The sequence below is a fragment of the Bradyrhizobium sp. LB8.2 genome (genome assembly GCF_040548035.1).
In the GTDB taxonomy this organism is placed as follows: domain Bacteria; phylum Pseudomonadota; class Alphaproteobacteria; order Rhizobiales; family Xanthobacteraceae; genus Bradyrhizobium.
Window position 1 is genome coordinate 16,528 of sequence record NZ_JBEPQV010000024.1, and the last position, 16,993, is coordinate 33,520.

Annotated in this window: 20 protein-coding genes, 1 tRNA gene and 1 pseudogene; 12 read left to right on the top strand and 10 right to left on the bottom strand. The window is 62.3% G+C overall.

Annotated features, from left to right (window positions below; translation table 11 throughout):
• Positions 1 to 157 precede the first annotated feature (157 nt).
• A pseudogene (locus ABIB06_RS25800) lies at positions 158 to 450 on the top strand (hypothetical protein); the annotation flags it as partial.
• Positions 451 to 457: 7 nt separating this feature from the next.
• Here ABIB06_RS25800 and ABIB06_RS25805 read toward each other — a convergent pair.
• Positions 458 to 841 (bottom strand): VOC family protein, encoded by a 384-nt coding sequence (locus ABIB06_RS25805; protein ID WP_354052132.1) that lies wholly within the window; start codon positions 839 to 841, stop codon positions 458 to 460.
• 180 nt (positions 842 to 1,021) lie between these two features.
• Between ABIB06_RS25805 and ABIB06_RS25810 the strand changes: the two genes are divergently transcribed.
• The 4 genes from ABIB06_RS25810 (at position 1,022) to ABIB06_RS25825 (ending at position 3,446) form a co-directional block, all read left to right on the top strand.
• On the top strand, positions 1,022 to 1,594 hold the full coding sequence (locus ABIB06_RS25810) for a hypothetical protein (RefSeq protein WP_354052213.1): 573 nt from the start codon (positions 1,022 to 1,024) through the stop codon (positions 1,592 to 1,594).
• A 159-nt stretch (positions 1,595 to 1,753) separates the two neighbouring features.
• Positions 1,754 to 2,242: a hypothetical protein gene (locus tag ABIB06_RS25815; protein WP_354052133.1), complete on the top strand. Its 489-nt coding sequence runs from the start codon at positions 1,754 to 1,756 to the stop codon at positions 2,240 to 2,242.
• A gap of 152 nt (positions 2,243 to 2,394) precedes the next feature.
• Positions 2,395 to 2,471, top strand: a tRNA-Arg gene (locus tag ABIB06_RS25820).
• A 585-nt stretch (positions 2,472 to 3,056) separates the two neighbouring features.
• Positions 3,057 to 3,446 carry a hypothetical protein gene (locus ABIB06_RS25825; protein WP_354052135.1) on the top strand — a complete coding sequence of 130 codons (390 nt, stop codon included), beginning with the start codon at positions 3,057 to 3,059 and terminating at the stop codon, positions 3,444 to 3,446.
• Here the strand turns inward: ABIB06_RS25825 and ABIB06_RS25830 are convergent.
• A complete protein-coding gene (locus tag ABIB06_RS25830) occupies positions 3,439 to 3,660 on the bottom strand; it encodes a hypothetical protein (RefSeq protein WP_354052137.1) in 222 nt (73 codons plus the stop codon). The two genes, ABIB06_RS25825 and ABIB06_RS25830, sit on opposite strands and share 8 nt — an antisense overlap.
• Before the next feature lie 163 nt (positions 3,661 to 3,823).
• On the opposite strand from ABIB06_RS25830, the gene ABIB06_RS25835 reads away from it, so the two are divergent.
• On the top strand, positions 3,824 to 4,039 hold the full coding sequence (locus ABIB06_RS25835) for a hypothetical protein (protein WP_354052138.1): 216 nt from the start codon (positions 3,824 to 3,826) through the stop codon (positions 4,037 to 4,039).
• A 763-nt stretch (positions 4,040 to 4,802) separates the two neighbouring features.
• Here the strand turns inward: ABIB06_RS25835 and ABIB06_RS25840 are convergent.
• The 3 genes from ABIB06_RS25840 to ABIB06_RS25850 all read right to left on the bottom strand — a co-directional run bounded on the left by ABIB06_RS25840 (position 4,803) and on the right by ABIB06_RS25850 (position 6,880).
• Entirely contained in the window at positions 4,803 to 5,768 is a 966-nt protein-coding gene (locus ABIB06_RS25840) for an AraC family transcriptional regulator (protein WP_354052139.1), read from the bottom strand.
• Between the two features lie 288 nt (positions 5,769 to 6,056).
• Positions 6,057 to 6,332, bottom strand: coding sequence for a hypothetical protein (locus ABIB06_RS25845; RefSeq protein ID WP_247445921.1), 276 nt, complete (start codon positions 6,330 to 6,332; stop codon positions 6,057 to 6,059).
• Positions 6,333 to 6,616: 284 nt separating this feature from the next.
• Positions 6,617 to 6,880, bottom strand: a complete 264-nt coding sequence (locus tag ABIB06_RS25850; RefSeq protein ID WP_354052141.1) for a hypothetical protein — start codon at positions 6,878 to 6,880, stop codon at positions 6,617 to 6,619.
• 306 nt (positions 6,881 to 7,186) lie between these two features.
• Between ABIB06_RS25850 and ABIB06_RS25855 the strand changes: the two genes are divergently transcribed.
• From ABIB06_RS25855 to ABIB06_RS25865, 3 genes are all read left to right on the top strand, one after another.
• Positions 7,187 to 7,633 carry a hypothetical protein gene (locus ABIB06_RS25855; protein WP_247445919.1) on the top strand — a complete coding sequence of 149 codons (447 nt, stop codon included), beginning with the start codon at positions 7,187 to 7,189 and terminating at the stop codon, positions 7,631 to 7,633.
• 103 nt (positions 7,634 to 7,736) lie between these two features.
• On the top strand, positions 7,737 to 8,609 hold the full coding sequence (locus ABIB06_RS25860) for a DMT family transporter (RefSeq protein ID WP_247348386.1): 873 nt from the start codon (positions 7,737 to 7,739) through the stop codon (positions 8,607 to 8,609).
• 98 nt (positions 8,610 to 8,707) lie between these two features.
• Positions 8,708 to 9,451, top strand: coding sequence for a hypothetical protein (locus ABIB06_RS25865; RefSeq protein WP_354052143.1), 744 nt, complete (start codon positions 8,708 to 8,710; stop codon positions 9,449 to 9,451).
• Positions 9,452 to 9,507: 56 nt separating this feature from the next.
• Here the strand turns inward: ABIB06_RS25865 and ABIB06_RS25870 are convergent, their stop codons facing one another.
• Positions 9,508 to 9,801: a histone gene (locus ABIB06_RS25870; protein WP_247348381.1), complete on the bottom strand. Its 294-nt coding sequence runs from the start codon at positions 9,799 to 9,801 to the stop codon at positions 9,508 to 9,510.
• Positions 9,802 to 9,930: 129 nt separating this feature from the next.
• Here ABIB06_RS25870 and ABIB06_RS25875 point away from each other — a divergent pair, with 129 nt between their 5' ends.
• On the top strand, positions 9,931 to 10,389 hold the full coding sequence (locus ABIB06_RS25875; RefSeq protein ID WP_502916562.1) for a methyl-accepting chemotaxis protein: 459 nt from the start codon (positions 9,931 to 9,933) through the stop codon (positions 10,387 to 10,389).
• A 103-nt stretch (positions 10,390 to 10,492) separates the two neighbouring features.
• Here the strand turns inward: ABIB06_RS25875 and ABIB06_RS25880 are convergent, their stop codons facing one another.
• The gene (locus ABIB06_RS25880) at positions 10,493 to 11,152 is read right to left on the bottom strand and encodes a peroxiredoxin (protein ID WP_247348376.1); all 660 of its coding nucleotides are present in this window, start codon (positions 11,150 to 11,152) and stop codon (positions 10,493 to 10,495) included.
• A gap of 392 nt (positions 11,153 to 11,544) precedes the next feature.
• Between ABIB06_RS25880 and ABIB06_RS25885 the strand changes: the two genes are divergently transcribed.
• The gene (locus ABIB06_RS25885; RefSeq protein ID WP_247348374.1) at positions 11,545 to 12,117 is read left to right on the top strand and encodes a hypothetical protein; all 573 of its coding nucleotides are present in this window, start codon (positions 11,545 to 11,547) and stop codon (positions 12,115 to 12,117) included.
• 98 nt (positions 12,118 to 12,215) lie between these two features.
• Here ABIB06_RS25885 and ABIB06_RS25890 read toward each other — a convergent pair whose 3' ends face one another.
• Together ABIB06_RS25890 and ABIB06_RS25895 are read right to left on the bottom strand one after the other, a co-directional pair.
• On the bottom strand, positions 12,216 to 14,081 hold the full coding sequence (locus tag ABIB06_RS25890) for an alkaline phosphatase family protein (RefSeq protein ID WP_354052146.1): 1,866 nt from the start codon (positions 14,079 to 14,081) through the stop codon (positions 12,216 to 12,218).
• Between the two features lie 1,039 nt (positions 14,082 to 15,120).
• Positions 15,121 to 15,399, bottom strand: a complete 279-nt coding sequence (locus ABIB06_RS25895) for a hypothetical protein (protein ID WP_354052148.1) — start codon at positions 15,397 to 15,399, stop codon at positions 15,121 to 15,123.
• A 283-nt stretch (positions 15,400 to 15,682) separates the two neighbouring features.
• On the opposite strand from ABIB06_RS25895, the gene ABIB06_RS25900 reads away from it, so the two are divergent.
• Positions 15,683 to 16,126 carry a hypothetical protein gene (locus ABIB06_RS25900; RefSeq protein ID WP_354052149.1) on the top strand — a complete coding sequence of 148 codons (444 nt, stop codon included), beginning with the start codon at positions 15,683 to 15,685 and terminating at the stop codon, positions 16,124 to 16,126.
• Between the two features lie 18 nt (positions 16,127 to 16,144).
• Here the strand turns inward: ABIB06_RS25900 and ABIB06_RS25905 are convergent, their stop codons facing one another.
• A complete protein-coding gene (locus tag ABIB06_RS25905; RefSeq protein ID WP_354052150.1) occupies positions 16,145 to 16,987 on the bottom strand; it encodes a GNAT family N-acetyltransferase in 843 nt (280 codons plus the stop codon).
• Positions 16,988 to 16,993: the final 6 nt, after the last annotated feature.

The following is a 16,993-nucleotide window of genomic DNA, read 5'->3' on the forward strand; positions in this document are numbered from 1 at the left end:
GTGCGGGCCTGCCCGTGAGCCGTAGTTGTCCCGGATTGTCTATGACACCGTCATGACGGTCTGATCATGAAGCGAGGCCTGTCGTTGCTAATCAGGTTGGCCCGCGAAATGCATAACTATCGTTGCACTGGCCGCGGGGTGCTGGAGCAAGACAAACGTGAGCAACTGGATCGATTCCGGCGGCGAATGAGCCGCGTCTGCACAGTGCGCGTCCCACGATTTGCGAAACACGACAACGGCGGATTGGCGGCGCGGCACGCTGGCGAAACGTGGCGAGCCTCCGCTTGCGCCTTGGCCCTGATTGCGCTCGCAGCCCCCTCCGCGCACGCGCGAGACCGCGACCAGTTCGTCAACACCAGTGCCGAATTGAAGGCCTGGTTCGACGGACTGCGCAGCGGCGAGGGGCCTTGCTGCTCCGATGCCGACGGCTCGGCGCTCTCGGACACCGACGCGCCGTTCAGATATATTTCTTGTCGCGCTCGAGCAGCTCGATGGAGATGCCTTCGGGGCCGCGGATGAAGCAGATGCGCACGCCGGGGCGGATCGTGGTCGGCTCGCGCGTGAAGGTGACGCCCTTGGCCTTGATCTCGGCCGCGACGGCGTCGATGTCCTTCACCGTGAGACCTAAATGGTCGAGGCCCTGGTGCGGGTGCGGCGGCGGGGGGTTGACCGCATTGTCGCCCTCGAGCGGTGCAATGAAGATTTTTGCGCCACCGAGATTCACGTCGATCCGTCCCGGTGCGTGCACGATCTCGCCACCGAGGATGTCCCGCAACCAGGCCGCCGTAGCCTCCGGATCGGGGCTGCGCAGATGGACGTGATCCCAAGTGACGACTGGCATGTCATGTTCTCCCGACGTGTCTTCGATGTTGCGGCGCATGTTAGCGGCCCCGGCCGGTGACCGCCACCGCTCTTGCCGATTCGATAGCTGCGCGGGAACCTTAGTTGGTCTTCCAGATTAAGGTAAACAGTGGCCGAGTCCGTCGTCGAACGTGCTTCCGCCGCTATCGGTGATGCAATCATGAATGCTGGGCTTGACCGCATCGGGTTGAGGCGTTTCGCCGGAACCGGCGAGCGACTGGCACGGGCCGTGACGATCGCGAGCGTCTCATTTGGGCGGGTCCTGCTGTGGACGTTGGCGGCCATGATCGTCGGTTGCGGCGTCTGGATGATGCTTCCACTCTCCAGAGGCAATAGTGCCGAGCCGGTGACGTCCGACGTGGCAGCGGTCGAGACGGCGCCTTCGGGCAAAGCGGCAGAAGCCGTGTCGCCGGCTTCCGAAGCTCAGATTCCGGCAATGGCAGAACTCGGTCGGATGAGGATTTCATCGCAGACCTGGCGCCGCGGCGGCCTTGGCTCGAAGGCGCTGGTGACGTTCACGTTGCGAAACGACAATGACTATGCCGTAAAGGATGTCGAGATCGTCTGCGCTTTTGCCCGGCGCGACGGCAGTCATCTCACCGACCGCAGCCGCGTTCTGGCGGACCCGGTCAGCATGAAGAGCCGCAAGACTTTTGCGCGCATTCCTGTCGGATTCGTCAACGTGAATGCCGATCAGGCGAAGTGTTCGGTTGTGGCAGCGCGTCGGGCGTGAGGGCGGCATTTTCTGATAGCGGAAAAGTTACTGGCCTTAGGCCTTGGACCAGAAACTTGGCGTCGCCATTTGAACCGAACGGCTGGGCCAGGAACCAATTGAATGATCGCCTGTTAAGACGGAGAGCCCTCGCGGGATGCGACGGGCGGAGCGCGGCCAATGCCCATCTTTCGGTATTTCATGTTTGTCGGTGGAGCTCTGCTCGCACTGCTGTTCACGGCGAACTACGTTCTGCCGGCTTCGCCTGTAGCTCAGGCCGTCGTAACCGCGAGCAACGAACAGCCATTGATCCGGATCCGGTCCGATCGCCACCTGCCAGAGCGCGTCGTGCTCGATACCAGTCAGCCGACGATTGCCGCGCCTGCGGTGGAGATCGCCGCTGTCGTGGCTCCCAAGCCGCCAGCGGAGGGCGTGTCGCCGGCTTTGGCCGAGATGTCGGCCAAGACACGGGTCCGCGAGACGTTCGCCCAATTTACGCCGGCCGGGAAGGCCGATACCCGCGGAGCCGGGAAGACCGATCCCAAGCTGCAGGCTCCAGCTCATCCCAGGCGCAAGGTCGCCAGAGCGCATCCGGCGCCGCAGCAGGGTCGGCCGATGATGGTAATGGCGCAGCAGCCGCATTTCGGTTTCTTCAACAGCACCTGGTAAGAGCCCGTCTGACCCGTCTCGAATCGGCACCGGAAGGGCTTTTTATTGGCCGGCCTCTCTGCTAATTCGAACTCATCCGAACGTCGTCCGGCCTGCTGGCTCGCAAGCAGCGGTCCTTGGCGTCTCGGTTGCGGCCCATTGCCTGGGCCAGGGCGCTCGTAGCTCAGCTGGATAGAGCATCGGATTTCGATTCCGAGGGCCGGGAGTTCGAATCTCTCCGAGCGCGCCACTTAAGCGACTGAGCGACGCGAGAACGCGCGTCAGTGAATTTTTGAAAGATCAGCGGTACAGGCCGCGGGTTCACGGCGATTACAGCCTGAATAGCCCGGTGGGCGTGACGAAGACGGATGCGGATCGCCTTTGGGCCTGAAGCGACAACCCGAAAATATGGTGACCCGCTTCACTTGGCGGTCCTAGCACTCCCGGCGCTCTGATCCGCAATTGAATCGGCAGCCGGGAGCATTGGGGCTGGAAAGCGAGCCGTGCCATGTTCGCCTCTTAACGACAATTGGTAGAAAGGCGGATTCCGGTAGTTGTACCGACTCCATTTTTGGAACGGGGTGTTCTACTGTGTGAACACCGGCGAGATTTAAGTACTCATCAATTTTCAGTTGTCCGGGATGGCCGCAGTGGGGGGCTGGAACCACCCTGCGGCCTTTCCCCATTGGTCCAAGCGTAACCCGGTGGCTTTTTTGTTCCAGAGCGGGAACTGAACTTACGTTCTTCCGTTTTGGAGTCGTCAATACGGCTCACGGAGTGCGACATGACTGAGCACCGCCGCAGAGTGAAGTAAACCCGCTCCCTGGAAGAACGAATGGCCGAACTGGCCGCCGAGCTGAAAGACCAAGCCAATCAATTGCCCGCTGGCGCGGAGCGCGAGCGCCTTCTCAGGAAGGCGCGGTTCGCGGAAACGGGCGCGCGCCTCAGTGATTGGGTTTCCTCGTCCGTTTGCGGCCTCCGGAGTAAGGCCGCATCTTCGGCGGCATGCCGGCTACGATCAATCTGCGGCTGTTGCGTCGTTCCTATTCTGGCATGGTTGGCGGCCTGTTTTGCGAGTGCAAGTTCAGGCTGGCGGGCCTATGACCACGTACTCGAACGCCACGCCCTCGGATCGTTCTCATCGAGCCAAGCCTTGGCGGCGTCCTCGGTCGAGAAGATTTTGATGTGCTCGACCTCGCCAACTTGCATGGCGGTGTTCACATAGACGAAGACGGTGGCATGACCCCGATACGGGTGAACAACGTCGTGCCGCCACCTTCCGCAATCAAGATCAGCGCCTCCATCGCGGCCTGCCACTCCGGCGCGGCGTGCTCTTTTGTTGGCAGATTGGCGATGTACTCGCCGGCGTCGACCAATGTCACGATCTGCCGGCCTTCGGGCAGCACGATCGCCGTGTCAAACGCGGCGGACCAGGTCATGCCTTCGCCAGCAAATCCTCGCCTGGCGTCAGAAGCCGCACATAGGTCCCGCTTTCGTGCAAATCTAACCAGCCCTTCTCGACCAGGTCTCTGAATTGGTGGCGATGAGGCCAAAGCGGTCTGCCGGTTCTTATACGATCTCTTAGTATCGGACGCGCCGGTGATGGATGCATTTGAACTGGCCATCGACGAGGCAATCGACTTCAATACTCAGCGGCCGAAGCTACTCAAAGAACGAGCTGACTTCATGGCGTACATGTTCAGCGATATACGAAATGCATTGCAGGTCCAGCATCAGGGGTGCGAGGCATATTCAATCATTCGTCCCCGAACCGGGGGCGATCTGGATGCGGTCGATTTTTCGCGCGCGAGGTCTTAGAGGGGGAGTCCCGCATCGTGAATTGGGCAGATCAAGATCAGAGGCAGAACTTTTTGTGAGAGCGGCGGCATGTAGCAGAAAGTTTAGAAGCCTATCATCTCGACCACGACGGCGCGCCGGCGATGGCTGGCGGCAGATCGTGCCCGCGCTCGTAGACAAGCCCCAAAGCGTACGTGCAACCATGTGGTCAGTTTGGGCCAGCTTCTTAGCGGCTTCATCGAAGTCGCTCCAAAAGGGCGGGTGCGACGGTATTATCCGATAGCCGCTGAGGCGGGGGCTGCGTCGGTGTAGCCATCGACGCATTGAGGCGAGTGCAGATATTGGAAGCTAATTCGTTAGCTCTGCGGGGGGCAACTTGGCGTCGTCTCGCAGCAATTGCGATATGATCCGCTCGATCCGGACGGCGTCCAATCTTATGTCAGCCATCGATTTCTCCGGTGCAACGTTCTGAACGTGCGAAATTCTCCAATGCCGTCAATGCGTGAACGGATCGGGAAAGTTCAGAACGTGCGTTGATTTTGCTGGTCGGCTGGGCGGAGTTCGATTCCGAGGGCCGGGAGTTCGAATCTCTCCGAGCGCGCGAATTCTCAGGCCAGAGTTTTTCGGATCTGGCCGCGGCCGGGAGCCGCCGCTACTTGCCCTGCGCATGGGGGCGCGGGGTGCATCGATACGCCTCGGGGCTGGCGGCGCACTGCGTTGACTGGGATAATGCTGGTTCCCCGTGCGGCTGGCGCCGCATGTGCAAGGCCGGAGCCGTGTCTGGTCAGTCTGCCGGCGAACCCGTGTGCCGGCCCCTTGCCAGCGTGTCCGAGGGCGACTCGCGAAATGTCGCGCGGTAAGCTGCGGCAAACTCGCCGAGGTGATGGAAACCCTGGGCGCGCGCGCATGAGGCGACGGTGGCGCCGCCGCCTTTGAGGAGCCGGGCGCGGGTGGCCCACAACCTTTTCAGGCGGATGTAGTGGTGCAGGCTCATGCCGCGTACCTTGCTGACGGCGCCGCCAAGCGTCCGGATCGAGACGCCAAATTCACCGGCAAGATCGGCTGTGTAGATCGGAGCAGTCGGATGTGCCGCGACGTAATCGTCGATCCGCTGCACGAGTTTGATCGATCGCTCGCCCTGGACCGAGGCACTCCGGTCGGAGAGCGGATCGATTCGAAACAGATCGTCGAGCGCGAGCAGCAGGCCTTCCTGGAGATGGCCGGCCACCTCGGTGGTCTCGAACAGCAACGGCTGCACCGACGCGGTTCGCAGAATGTCGAGCAGGAGTTGCCGTATGTGGAGCAAGGCGGGCCGGTTCGCGACATAGGCCCGCAAATCGTCGGCCTGATCGAACCAGCCCCGGTCTCTCAAGCCGGGTGAGAGGATGATCATCGCATGATGATTGGTCTGGGGCTCGACGAAATGGCATTCATCGTTGCCGCGGAGCGCAACGAAGAAGCGCGCGTCGAGATCCATTCCATTGGAATTGACCCGAAGGTCCTCCGTCATGGACAGGATCACCATCCCGCCGGGCATCCGATAGGCTGTGTCGAGGATGCGCGCGAACGAACGCATCAGGACGATGCGGCACGCCGGCAGGGAGACGACGGCACGGGCGGCGGCGAAGTTCGGGACGTCGAGCGGAATGCTTCTCGCATCCTCCATCGACTCGATCGGCCAAAATGCATCGACGTCGGCAAAGCCGATCAGTTGAAGCGCTGAGGATGGGGCAAGGCCGTCGAACAACATGTGTCTGGCCGGATGCTGCAATGTGACAATCAAATGAACGTCAGTACATCGCCATCAATGGCGAAACATCGCGCTTCAGTAAACCGGATTCCGGGCCGTAATATTGCGGACATCATGGCATGAAGCCCGGCAGATCGATGTCGTCGTCAACGGTCTCGGCTCATCGGCTGGCCGGAGGCGAGGTCGATGAAATGGAGCCGCGTGCAGGCGGGACAAGGTCCGGACCAACCGCGACCGCGACATCCATGATCTCGCAAAAGCGAAGGGGCCCGGAGGGCCCCTTTAAACTTACCAGCGGCGATAGCGTGGTCCGTAATAGCGCGGCCCACCATAATAGCGTGGCGCATATCGGCGACCGTAATAGGGGGCCGGCGCGCCGTAGTACCCATAGTAGTTCGGGCGCCAGAAACAGCGTCCCCAGGCGTCGCAGACCATGCGGACCTGCTCGACGTCCGAGACCTGCGGCGTCGCCGGAGCAGGCGCGATGGGCATGGCAGACGCCGCCGGTGATGCTGCCAAGGCACCCAACAAGGACGCGGCGACGAGGCCAATTCTAAGATTCATGATGTGTCTTCCTCCGCTTACGCAGTACAGGATATCGAAGTTTGTTTCTGATCAAATTGTGGCGGAACCAAAATGCAATGCTGATGAACAAGTCTTCAGCCAGTCCACCGCAGGCCAGACCGTTAGCTCCGCCAAGGCTATACGAGCCTCGAGCCCCCTAAATGTTGGGCTTGCATCGGCGCCGCCGCGACCTCGTCAAGCTGCCGGTCTACGAAATCGAGAAGCAATTGCTGCTGTCGAGCGCCGCCAAATAGCGGCACCCGCAGAGCACCTGCCGGGGCCCCTCAGAAGCAGGGATGCCGGCGGCGATCCTGGCCGACATAGGCGGCCGCGCTGCGGTAGCAATGGTTGGTCGACGGGCCGTCGTAAAAGGCGAAGGTACCGGGGGTGATGCCGGGCCCGTAATTGTGCAGGTAACTGATCGAGTAGGGCAGCGGGTTCGCGTGGTAGCGGTGATACCGGTGATGTCCCCGCGCCTCTGCGAGGCCAGGGGCAAGGATTGCGGCCGACAGGGCAGCAATCGCGGCTACAAGCTTCAACTTGCTCATCTCGAATCTCCGGAACCCGCACGAATAGGTCAGCCGTTTATAGCCATTTCGGGCCGCCGGAACACCCGTCAGGCACCCGGAAATCGAGGCTAACCCCACAGATTCCCGCGTGGGTGTGACACAATTGCCGGACATGGGGTCGAAGCCTGCCCATTTTTGGCCTTTTCGAGATGCTTAACGAATTTCCCACACAAGTATGACCAAAGAGAATTCGGTTAAGAATCTTGCCGCCGGCTCGAAGGATCATCATCTTTGGGATCCCACGAGGCCGGTCCCATTCCTGAAGGTTTTCGCCGTCACCTCGCCATGCGCATCACGCTTCTGAGCCTGCTGTTGCTCTCGGTCGTCGCCGCCACGCCGGCGCGCGCCGAGTTGCACATCACCCGCGACCACGGCGGCTATGTCGAGGAGTACAAGGCCAAGTACAAGCGCGTCCGCGAGAAGGGCGAGCGCGTCATCATCGACGGCATCTGCAACTCGGCCTGCACCCTGGTGCTCGGTATCGTGCCGATGAACAAGATCTGCGTGACGCCCCGCGCCAGCCTCGGCTTCCACCAGGCCTATTACGACAAGGCCTTCACCTTCGGGATCAAGGTCACCAGCGCGGAGGGGACGTCCGATCTGATGGCCTATTATCCCGACACGGTGAAGGACTGGATTCGCCGCAATGGCGGGCTCACCACCGACATGAAAAAGATCAAGAACGGTGTCGAGCTCTGGAAGATCATCGATCCCTGTCCCGAAGAATGGTGAGCGGCTGAGCCGTCACTGTCCGTCGCAGCGCAGCATCGTCCGTACGAAATTGGCCTAAATTCGCATTGCCGCATGGGCCGCCGGTGGGGCAATGAGGGCGGCAATGAATAACAATCAAGAAGCCCTGACCGCCCGCGCCGCGCCGATCCTGTTCGTCCTGCTCTGGAGCACCGGCTTCATCGGCACCAAATACGTCATCAACAACGCCGATCCCTTGACCTACCTCGCCATCCGCATGGCGATCGTGGTCGGCCTGATGGCGATCATCGCCGCAATCGCGCGACCGAAATGGCCGGACCGTATCGGCATCGCGCACAGCGCGGTTGCCGGCATTCTCGTCCATGGCTTCTATCTCGGAGGCACTGCGATCGCGATCGCGCACTCAATTCCGGCCGGGCTCTCTGCGCTGATTCCGGGCCTTCAGCCGATCCTGACCTCGACCATCGCCAACCGCTGGCTCGGCGAGAAGGTGACGCCGGTGCAATGGGCAGGCCTGATGCTAGGCCTCGGCGGCGTTGTGCTGATCCTGCACGGCCGTCCCATGACCGGCGAAGCCGGGCTCGGCTGGCTCGCCTCGGTGGTCTCGCTGATCAGCATCACGCTCGGCACGCTCTATCAACGCCGCTACTGCAACCACATCGACTGGCGTGCCGGCAATCTCGTGCAATATGTCGCCGTGACGATCTTCTTCGCGGCCGGTGCCTTCCTGTTCGAGGACCGCGTGGTGCATTGGACGCGGGAGTTCATGCTCGCGCTGGCCTGGCTCGCCGTGGCGCTCTCGATCGGGTCGATCGGGCTGCTGTACTGGCTGATCCGCAACGCCGCCGCTACGTCGGTTGCGAGCCTGTTCTACCTGGTGCCCGCCGTCACCGCGCTGATGGCCTATCTCCTGTTCGGAGAAAAGCTCGATGCGCTGGCGATCGCCGGCATGATGATGTGCGCGGCAGCGGTGTTCGTGGTCAACCGACGCTTCTAGCGCCGGCAGGCCGGGCCGCTGGAATACATCCCTGACGTGCGCGGCATGTTCGTGCTAGGGTCGGCGTATTTCAGTGTCCCTTTCACAGGTGGTTTTCCATGAAGAAGGCGAGACGCGCACTGCTCGGCAGGTCCCTGAAGCCGGTCCGGATTGCCTGCATCAACTACGCGGAGCCGACGATCAGCGGCCGCAAAATGGCCAAGCTCACTGCGGCGCTCCAGAAATGCTACGACAAGCACTTCCTGCCGGTGTGGGGCTATCCGGTCGACCTTTATGTCACCGAAAGGCCGAAGCCGAGCGATTGGCAGCTGGTCTATTTTGACGAGGCCTCCCACAAGAACATGCTCGGCCGCCATGAGCTGACGTATCGTCGTCAGCCGATCTCAAAGATCTTCGTCAAGGCGCTGGGCAGCGAGCCGGTCAGCGTGGCGGCCTCGCACGAGCTGTTCGAGATGGTGCTCGATCCTATGGCCAATCTCTGGGCCGACAAAAATCCGAACACCCAATATGCCTATGAGGTCTGTGACGCGGTGGAGGAGGATTCCTTCTTCGTCGCCGGCTTTGAGATGTCGAACTTCGTCTATCCGTCCTGGTTCGAACCGTTCAAGCATCCCCGGGGCACCAAGTTCGACCACAAGGGGACGCTGACCGAGCCGTTCTCGATGACCGAGGGCGGCTACGTCATCAAGCGGGTCAACGGCCGGAAGGTGATCAAGGCGTTCGGCTCGCCTGAGAAGCGGCGGAGCTTCGCCAAGGAGGACCGGCGCGGCCATCGCAGCGAATTTCGCGATCCGCAAGGCGAGCATCACCCCGGCCGGCGCGCAGCCAAGAGGCGAGGGTAGGGTATCGCTGGAGCTGTCTCCGGGCGCGTCCGCACCCGGAGACGTGAGCGTTGCGATCAGCGCTTGGCCTTCCTGGCCTTCTTTTTCGACTTGGCGGCTTTCTTCGTCGCCTTCTTTGCAGTTTTCTTGGCCGCCTTCTTCGACGACTTCTTTGCAGCCTTCTTCGAAGTCTTCTTCGCAGCCTTCTTGGCTTTCTTCTTGGAAGCCTTCTTCGGCGCTACTTTCTTCGTGACCTTTTTGGCGACTTTCCTGACCTTCTTCACCGCAGTGACAGCGGCGTCCTTGGTCGCTTCCACGGCGGCGGTGATCGTGTCCATCGCCTGTTCGGTGATCGGCTTGTCGTCGTCCATATCGTCCCCCACGGTTTGCATGGAGCGATGACGATAGCGAGTTTCATAGTTGTGTCAAAGCAACGCTCAACCGCCATCGAAATTCGCTTGGAGGTTTTGGGTGGCGAGATTGGGATGGTCGTGGAGCAGGTGCCGGCAGAACTCGCGCCAGCCAAGCTCGGTCAGACCAACCTCCTGGCGCTGAATGCCACCATCGAAGCCGCGCGCGCGGGCGATGCCGGCCGCGGTTTTGCGGTGGTGGCCCAGGAGGTCAAGACGCTGGCCGGCCAGACCGCCAAGGCGACCGACGAGATATCGAACCAGATCGCCAGCATGCAGCTTGCGACTGAGGAATCGGTTGTCGCCATCAAGGCGATCAGCCAGACCATCGAGCGCATCAGCGGTATCGCCGGCTCGATCCCGGCTGCGGTCGAGCAGCAGAAAGCGCGACCCACAACATCGTGGTCAGCGTTCGCGCGGCGGTATCGGGCACGGCCGATGTCGCCGTCAACGTCCGTGACGCCGCCGAGGGGGCGAACGAAACGGGCGAGACGTCCAGCCGGATGTTCGCTTCCGCCCAGGCGCTGTCGGGCGAGAGCCTGCATCTGAAGGCCGAGGTCGACGGCTTCCTCGACCGCGTCCACGCGGCGCGAGGGCTCTAACGTCGTCATTCCGGGTCGGTGCTGACGCATCGCCCGGAACGACGTTTGGGTTATTTCGGCTGCGGCACGATCCGGATGTAGGGCTTCGGTTCCTTCCAGCCCTGCGGGTAGATCGTCTTGGCCTCGTCGTTGGAGACTGAGCCCGCGATGATGACGTCGTCACCCTGCGACCAGTCGGCCGGGGTTGCGACGCGATGCTTGGCGGTGAGCTGGAGCGAGTCGATGACGCGCAGGATTTCCTGGAAGTTTCTGCCCGTCGTCATCGGATAGACCAGCACCAGCTTGATCTTCTTGTCCGGGCCGATCACGAAGACGTTGCGGACGGTCTGGTTGTCGGCGGCCGTGCGGATGAGGGGATCGCCGGAGATCGCGGCCGGCAGCATGCCGTACAGCTTGGAGACGTTGTAATCGGTGTCGCCGATCATCGGGTAGTTCGGAGCCGTGCCTTGCGTCTCCTTGATGTCCTCCGACCATTTGGAGTGACGGTCGACCGGATCGACCGAGAGGCCCATCAGCTTGACGCCGCGCTTGTCGAATTCCGGCTTCAGCTTGGCGAGCACGCCGAGCTCGGTCGTACAAACCGGCGTGAAGTCCTTCGGATGCGAGAACAGCAGCGCCCAGCTGTTGCCGATCCAGTCGTGGAACTTGATCTTCCCTTCGGTGGTTTCGGCTTCGAAGTCGGGTGCGGTGGCGCCGATCGGAAGTGTCATGGTTCTACCTCATCGAATTGAATTTACTTGAGAATTCATCCTTGGCCGTCACCATCAGTATAGGGTCTTCGCGACCTCAAGTGAACGCCAACTGAACCGCTTCAAGTAAAATGTGAATTCCTTCTTTGAAGGCCTGATGTCCTAGCACCTTTTTGTTACAGCGGCGCCTGCGGCGAAACATCTCCACCGGGGCCACACGGGCCCGATTGCCCCGATAAAGCCTTTTATGACTTCCATCACGCTCGCCCGGCGCTTCCTAGAACCTAAACGGTCTTGGCAGCGACCAATTGGCAACCATCTAGAAAAGTCGTGATCCCCGTATCGAATCATTAACCACCCCTTTACGCCGGCGTGAAAATGCTGGCCGATCAGAAGAAATCTGGAAGTGAACTATGTCTGCCGCTGCGCATACGTCTGTTGAGTCGCCGTCCCTCGAACCGTCCTGCCGCGATACTTCGGCCCACGCACTGACCATCGTGCGCGACGGCGTGATCACGGGCGAAGGCCCGACCACCAAGGGGAGGGTGCACTTCTCCCGCGCGCTCGATGCCGATGACACCGCCTGGTGCGCCCGCATCCTGACCGCCACAGCCGTCAACGACCAACCGATCAGCCGCGCGGAAGCCGAAGCGCTGTTTGAGATCAACGAAGCCGCAACCGAACGCACCGATGGCGGCCGGTTCGACGACCTGCTCGCCAAGGCGGTGGCCCATTATGCCGCGAGCGCCTCGGGCCTGAAGGTGCCGCCGCGCAGCGTCGCGCTGTCTGCCGAGTCCGATATCGAAGGCTGGGCGCCGTCCTATGCCTCCAAGGTTAACAGCGAAATGCTGGAGTGGATTGCCGGCCAGATGCGCGGCAAGCGCCAGAACAACCGTCGCCTGATGGCGATGGTGGCGACCTTCCTGGGCACCACCGCGCTGCCTCTGGCGGGCCAATTGCCGAACGTGTTCGACATCGGCATGTAAAGTCCGGGCATGTAAAGTCCGGTCATGTAAGATCCGGGCATGTAAAAGTGAGATGAGATTGTCGCGCCCCTTGCGAGGCGCGAGAGGCAACGGTGGGGTTATTTCCCCGCCGTTTTTTGTTTGCCGGTGTCCGGCTCGAGGCCGAGCGTGCGGCCCGGGAAACCGGCAGTGTCGAAATAGCGGTGGCTGCCGACGCGCTGGAAGTTGAGCACGGTCTGCAGGCCGTTCTCGGACCTCTTCGACTTTTCAACCGCCTTGTACGCCTTCGGAATGATGCCGTTGGGCAGGGCCTCCGACATCACCCGGCCGACCAGGCCGCCGTTCTGCGTGCCGCGCAGGCCCATCAGCCGGGCGGCCGTCATGCCGACGTCGGCATTGCTGACCGGAATCTCGCTGACGTAGCCGGCCTTGAAGTCCGGTCCGATGGCGGCCATGAAGTTCATGGTGTCGCCGCGGCTGAAGCTGCCATGCATGCCCTGGCCCTGGCGCAGCACGGTGTCGGCAACGTGCACCGAGCAGTTGGTCGGCGCCTCGCCGCAATCGCTGGCGTAGGAGCGGAAGTTGACGACGATTGCCGGCGTCGGCGTTGCCGCCTTGCCGCGCAGACTGACGCTCGACAGTGGCAGCGTGCCGGGGAAGCGGCCGAGGGAGTCGTCGACGAACAGGCCGGAGACGTAGTCCTGCTCGAGCAGCACCTTGACGGTTTTAGCCGCCAGCTTCTTGTCCTTGTTCGGCAAATAGATCAGGTCGGAGCCGCCATTGGTGGCGACGACGAGATCGGGCTTTTCCGGATCCTTGCCGAGCACGCCGTTGCCGGCCTTGGGATGCTTGTTGCCCTCGACCTTGGCATTCTTGTTGTTGGGGTCGAACAGCGGCAGGTCGAGCGCCTTGGCGAGGTCGAGCGCCAAAAAGCCCATCGGAAGGAAGTCCTTCGGCGTGTCGTCATAGCTGACCTTGGCCGAGGGGCTGGTCTTGCTTTCCTTCGAGATGGTCGAGAAGCCGTGGTCGGCCTGGACCATGATGTTGGTGTTGGCGGCAAGGCCGAGCTCGTCCAGCGCCTTGCGGAGCTGGGCGAGGTTGTTGTCGGCATTCTTGATGCCGGCCATCGAGGTCGGCCCGTTGATGCCGGGCATGATCTGGTTGAGGCTGTCGCCGGTGTTGTGCTGACTGCCGTCGGGGTCGCGCGACCAGAACACCAGCACGAACGGCTTGTTGCGCGCCTTGAACATCGGCAGCACGACCTTGGCAGCGACGTCGGCGAAATAGGCCTGCTGGGCGACGTTGGCGACCGTGGTGCCCGGCGTCTTGGCGTCGCCGGCCTTGCTGTTGTCGCCGCGTGGCGGCGTGGCGATGGGGAGGCCGGCCTTGGTCAGCGCAGCCTTGACCTCGTCGGACAGCGCCACGCCGTTCTTGGCACCGGTGGCATCGTCGAACACGATCGAATGCAGGCCGGCCTTTTCGGGTTTGTCAGTGTGATCGAACTGATAGGTCGGGCCATGCTTGCCAAGGGCCGCCGTGCTGTAGCCCTTGTCGCGGGCCAGCTTCAGGATCGTGTCTTCATTGAGATAGTCGCCCTTGAAATGCTCGTCGATGTCGCCGAGCACGGCGTCGTTCTCGATGAAGGGGACCACGGTGTCGCCGGCGGGGACGGACGTGTAGTTGGTCCAGATCGTGTTGGAGAACACACCGGTATCGCCGAGATAGTGCCCGGTCGACATCGCCGAGCCGTTGGCCATGGTGAAGGTCGGGAACAGCGAATGCGAGTTCTTGAAGTTGACGCCTTTGTCGCGGATTTCGGCCATGGCGGGGGCGGTCTCCGGTGTGACCTTCAGTGCCCGCAGACCGTCCGGAATGAACAGGATCAAATTACGAGGGGTGTTGTTCTCGGCGGAGGCACGCCCCGTCGAAAGCCCGGTGGACAGCAGTGTCAGTCCGGCTGACAGCAACACCAGTGAACGGCGCATAAAATCTCTCCCTGCGAGGCAGCTTGGCCGCCAACCGCGGCCCCCCGGCTTCGTTTAGTTTCGCTGTATGACGGTCTTGTTACAAGAGCGGAGCGGCATGCAAAGAAGGGCAGGGACCGTCCGCGTGTCCCGGACGCGGCGCGGCACGCAGTGACGCGCCGCAGAGCCGGGATCCAGGAAGCCACGCCGTTCGCTGTTGCATGGGCCCCGGCTCTGCAGCGCACCGCCAAGAGGCGCTGCGCTGCGTCCGGGGCACGAGATCGTTGTTGAATGCCTGACATAGGCTCGCATCCTCGCGGCGTGTTTCGCCCGAGCTTTGCTTCGTCGCCTCACCCTCGATTGAAAGAGAGCGCAGGGAAGACCGGGAGCCGGCTGGCTCCTATTGATCCGCTATGCCAGGAGCAGATTGCGCTACATTGCACAGCGGGAAACAGGGCAACCGGAGCATCCCGGCCTTCCCTGCGCAATGGTTGGAACGGCTTATGTCGTGTTCTCCCCGGGGAGCGATGCACTATTGCCCCCGTCGCCCTGCGGATGGCTGATGCGTGTGCCCGGTTGGGCTGCACACATCACCGCAAGACTTGGCGCACAGACCCCGGGCGCCAGGACGACACGATTTGGCCGTACGCCGATCACACCGGTCGTGCGCGCGACGCCTTCGCTCACGGTTGTCCGCCCTGCGAAGCCATTCGCGCCGATGTTATCGACGTCCACCGCCGCCCGGCCCGCGTTCGTGACGATCGCGATACGCCCCTCTTCCTTGGGCCGGAGTGAGCGGAAGATACGATAATTCCGAATTCTAATAAAGCGAAATATTTTGTCGTCGTTCCGTTGACTCTGCGCTTGGGATGTTTCGCCCGACGCGACGCAAGGGATTGTGGCCGGCAATCAATCCGACGGTTTATCGCCGCCGCGGTGGAAACAGTGCCATCGTGACACAGGGCACTGGAAATCCGGACTGGCTGCACAAGCAGCAGGACCATTGACGCACGATGGCCCATCGTCCGTCATGGGCGATGGGCCACATCGTGAGCGGGCGTTACCAGTTGCGATAGACACCGGTCAGGGTGCCGTTGTTGTTGCCCTCCGGGCCGACATCGCCCTGCGTCGAGCTCGGCGCCGGATGGTTGGTGCCGTTGAGCGCGCCGTACGGTCCGGCCGGATAGTACGCGCGTGGCTGAACCGGTTGGTAGCCGGGGGCGGTGCGGTCCCATCCCACGCGCGGTCCGTTCCAATCATAGCCCTGGGCCGAGGCGGCCGTCGTGCCCGCGACGAGCGAAGCCGTGATCAGGCAGAGGAGTTTTGAGTTGTTCCGCATTCGAGATGCTCCTTGCTTGTGTCGCGAGACAACGGCCGCAGTGCGGGAGCGTTCCGGACGTAATCGGCGGAAGCGATCAACTCCGATCAACTGGTTATGAAGTCCGCCTTCCGCGGAACAAGTGCGACATCAGCCGGGAATCCCGCGCATCTTGCCGCAGCTTGTTCCCTGTTAATCCCGTGCCTTAACCAACAATTAATTATACGTTTGCGGGTGGGCGACAGCCCGGCCTAGCGTGCGGTGGGGAGCCGTTTTCGCGAAGCCAAACGAGTTGGTGCGTATCATGATGTCCAAATCACAACACGGGGCCTTGCTTGCCTCGCTCAGCGCAGCCGCGCTGCTCCTTGCCCCCAGCGACAGTTTTGCCAGACCCGGCGGCGCCGTCGCGCACGCCGCCGCGCCGTCCGGCCCGGTGGCGCGTCCGCCGATTGCGCCAGGCGCCCGTTTCCGCGGCCGTAACACACCCTGGGTCTATTGGCCGGGCGGTGGCGGGTTCTTCTATGACAACGCAGGATACGGCCAGCCTTTCGCCGATTCCGGCCAACCGGTCTCCAACGACGTGCGCTACACCTATACGTACGACGTTCCCTGGGACTGGACGCATCGCTTCCCGCCGAACGTGGTGCCGTCCGACCGGCCCTATGTGCCGAGCTGTCCGACCGAGCAGGTGACTGTGCCGGGTCGCGGCGGCGGCGAGCATACTGTCAACATCATGCGCTGCTACTGAGCGGCGCATTTCCCTCAGCTAGCCCAGCTCAAAACTCGTCACGCCGAAGACGCGGTCGATCCGCAGCGGCGGGATCGGCCCTGTGTACATCCGCGCCGTCTCGAACACCGGCGTGAGGCCGAGCGATTCTGCGAGCGCAATCGCCTCGCGATTGACGGCGGGAACGTCGAGGAAGACTTCGCTGTCACCCGCACTTGCCAGCAAGGCCTGCGCGATCGCTTCCGCCGCCGCGCGGTCGTCGGCAACGAGCGGGCCGATCTTGCGGCCCGTCCGGCACGGCCGGATCACACCCCATGCCGCGAGCTTGCCGTCGCGCAGAAGCGCGCGACCGATATGTCCCGACGTGTCGATCCAGGCACGCAGGAAGCCGCCGCGCGGGGCCGGGAAGACGGTTGCATCGTCGCCTTCAACACGCGCGAACGGGATCGTGTCGAGCGCAATGACATCAGCGGGCGGGCTCAGTGGCGCGGCGACGATGCCGCCATAGCGGATATTGGCGTAGGCGAGCTGGAAGCCGGATTTTTTGTAATTATCCTGCTGCGCCACGACGCCATCGAGGCCGATGACGCGGGTGCCCGCATGCGCGATCGCGGCGTTCCAGATGCGCAGCCCGTGGCCTCTGTCGCGAAAATCCGATCGCACGATGTAGAAGCCCAGGAAGGCGAAGCGATCATCGTAGTTGACGCAGGAGACGGTCGCGACCGGCTCGCCGTCGATCTCGCCGACGAAGAAGCCTTTCGCGTCCGGGATCGCGAAACAGGCGGCATCGGAGAGGCCCGGATTCCAGCCTTCGGCCGCGGCCCAGTCGGCGGCGATGGATATCTCCTCCGGGCGCAAATTGCGGATCTGCAAATCGCTCATCTTTCA

What these genes read in the sequence shown, in the direction of transcription:
- ABIB06_RS25805 (WP_354052132.1), bottom strand. Translation starts at nt 841, where the DNA reads ATGCCAGTCGTCACTTGGGATCACGTCCATCTGCGCAGCCCCGATCCG.
- ABIB06_RS25810 (WP_354052213.1), top strand. Translation starts at nt 1,022, where the DNA reads ATGAATGCTGGGCTTGACCGCATCGGGTTGAGGCGTTTCGCCGGAACC.
- ABIB06_RS25815 (WP_354052133.1), top strand. Translation starts at nt 1,754, where the DNA reads ATGCCCATCTTTCGGTATTTCATGTTTGTCGGTGGAGCTCTGCTCGCA.
- ABIB06_RS25825 (WP_354052135.1), top strand. Translation starts at nt 3,057, where the DNA reads ATGGCCGAACTGGCCGCCGAGCTGAAAGACCAAGCCAATCAATTGCCC.
- ABIB06_RS25830 (WP_354052137.1), bottom strand. Translation starts at nt 3,660, where the DNA reads ATGACCTGGTCCGCCGCGTTTGACACGGCGATCGTGCTGCCCGAAGGC.
- ABIB06_RS25835 (WP_354052138.1), top strand. Translation starts at nt 3,824, where the DNA reads ATGGATGCATTTGAACTGGCCATCGACGAGGCAATCGACTTCAATACT.
- ABIB06_RS25840 (WP_354052139.1), bottom strand. Translation starts at nt 5,768, where the DNA reads ATGTTGTTCGACGGCCTTGCCCCATCCTCAGCGCTTCAACTGATCGGC.
- ABIB06_RS25845 (WP_247445921.1), bottom strand. Translation starts at nt 6,332, where the DNA reads ATGAATCTTAGAATTGGCCTCGTCGCCGCGTCCTTGTTGGGTGCCTTG.
- ABIB06_RS25850 (WP_354052141.1), bottom strand. Translation starts at nt 6,880, where the DNA reads ATGAGCAAGTTGAAGCTTGTAGCCGCGATTGCTGCCCTGTCGGCCGCA.
- ABIB06_RS25855 (WP_247445919.1), top strand. Translation starts at nt 7,187, where the DNA reads ATGCGCATCACGCTTCTGAGCCTGCTGTTGCTCTCGGTCGTCGCCGCC.
- ABIB06_RS25860 (WP_247348386.1), top strand. Translation starts at nt 7,737, where the DNA reads ATGAATAACAATCAAGAAGCCCTGACCGCCCGCGCCGCGCCGATCCTG.
- ABIB06_RS25865 (WP_354052143.1), top strand. Translation starts at nt 8,708, where the DNA reads ATGAAGAAGGCGAGACGCGCACTGCTCGGCAGGTCCCTGAAGCCGGTC.
- ABIB06_RS25870 (WP_247348381.1), bottom strand. Translation starts at nt 9,801, where the DNA reads ATGGACGACGACAAGCCGATCACCGAACAGGCGATGGACACGATCACC.
- ABIB06_RS25880 (WP_247348376.1), bottom strand. Translation starts at nt 11,152, where the DNA reads ATGACACTTCCGATCGGCGCCACCGCACCCGACTTCGAAGCCGAAACC.
- ABIB06_RS25885 (WP_247348374.1), top strand. Translation starts at nt 11,545, where the DNA reads ATGTCTGCCGCTGCGCATACGTCTGTTGAGTCGCCGTCCCTCGAACCG.
- ABIB06_RS25890 (WP_354052146.1), bottom strand. Translation starts at nt 14,081, where the DNA reads ATGCGCCGTTCACTGGTGTTGCTGTCAGCCGGACTGACACTGCTGTCC.
- ABIB06_RS25895 (WP_354052148.1), bottom strand. Translation starts at nt 15,399, where the DNA reads ATGCGGAACAACTCAAAACTCCTCTGCCTGATCACGGCTTCGCTCGTC.
- ABIB06_RS25900 (WP_354052149.1), top strand. Translation starts at nt 15,683, where the DNA reads ATGATGTCCAAATCACAACACGGGGCCTTGCTTGCCTCGCTCAGCGCA.
- ABIB06_RS25905 (WP_354052150.1), bottom strand. Translation starts at nt 16,987, where the DNA reads ATGAGCGATTTGCAGATCCGCAATTTGCGCCCGGAGGAGATATCCATC.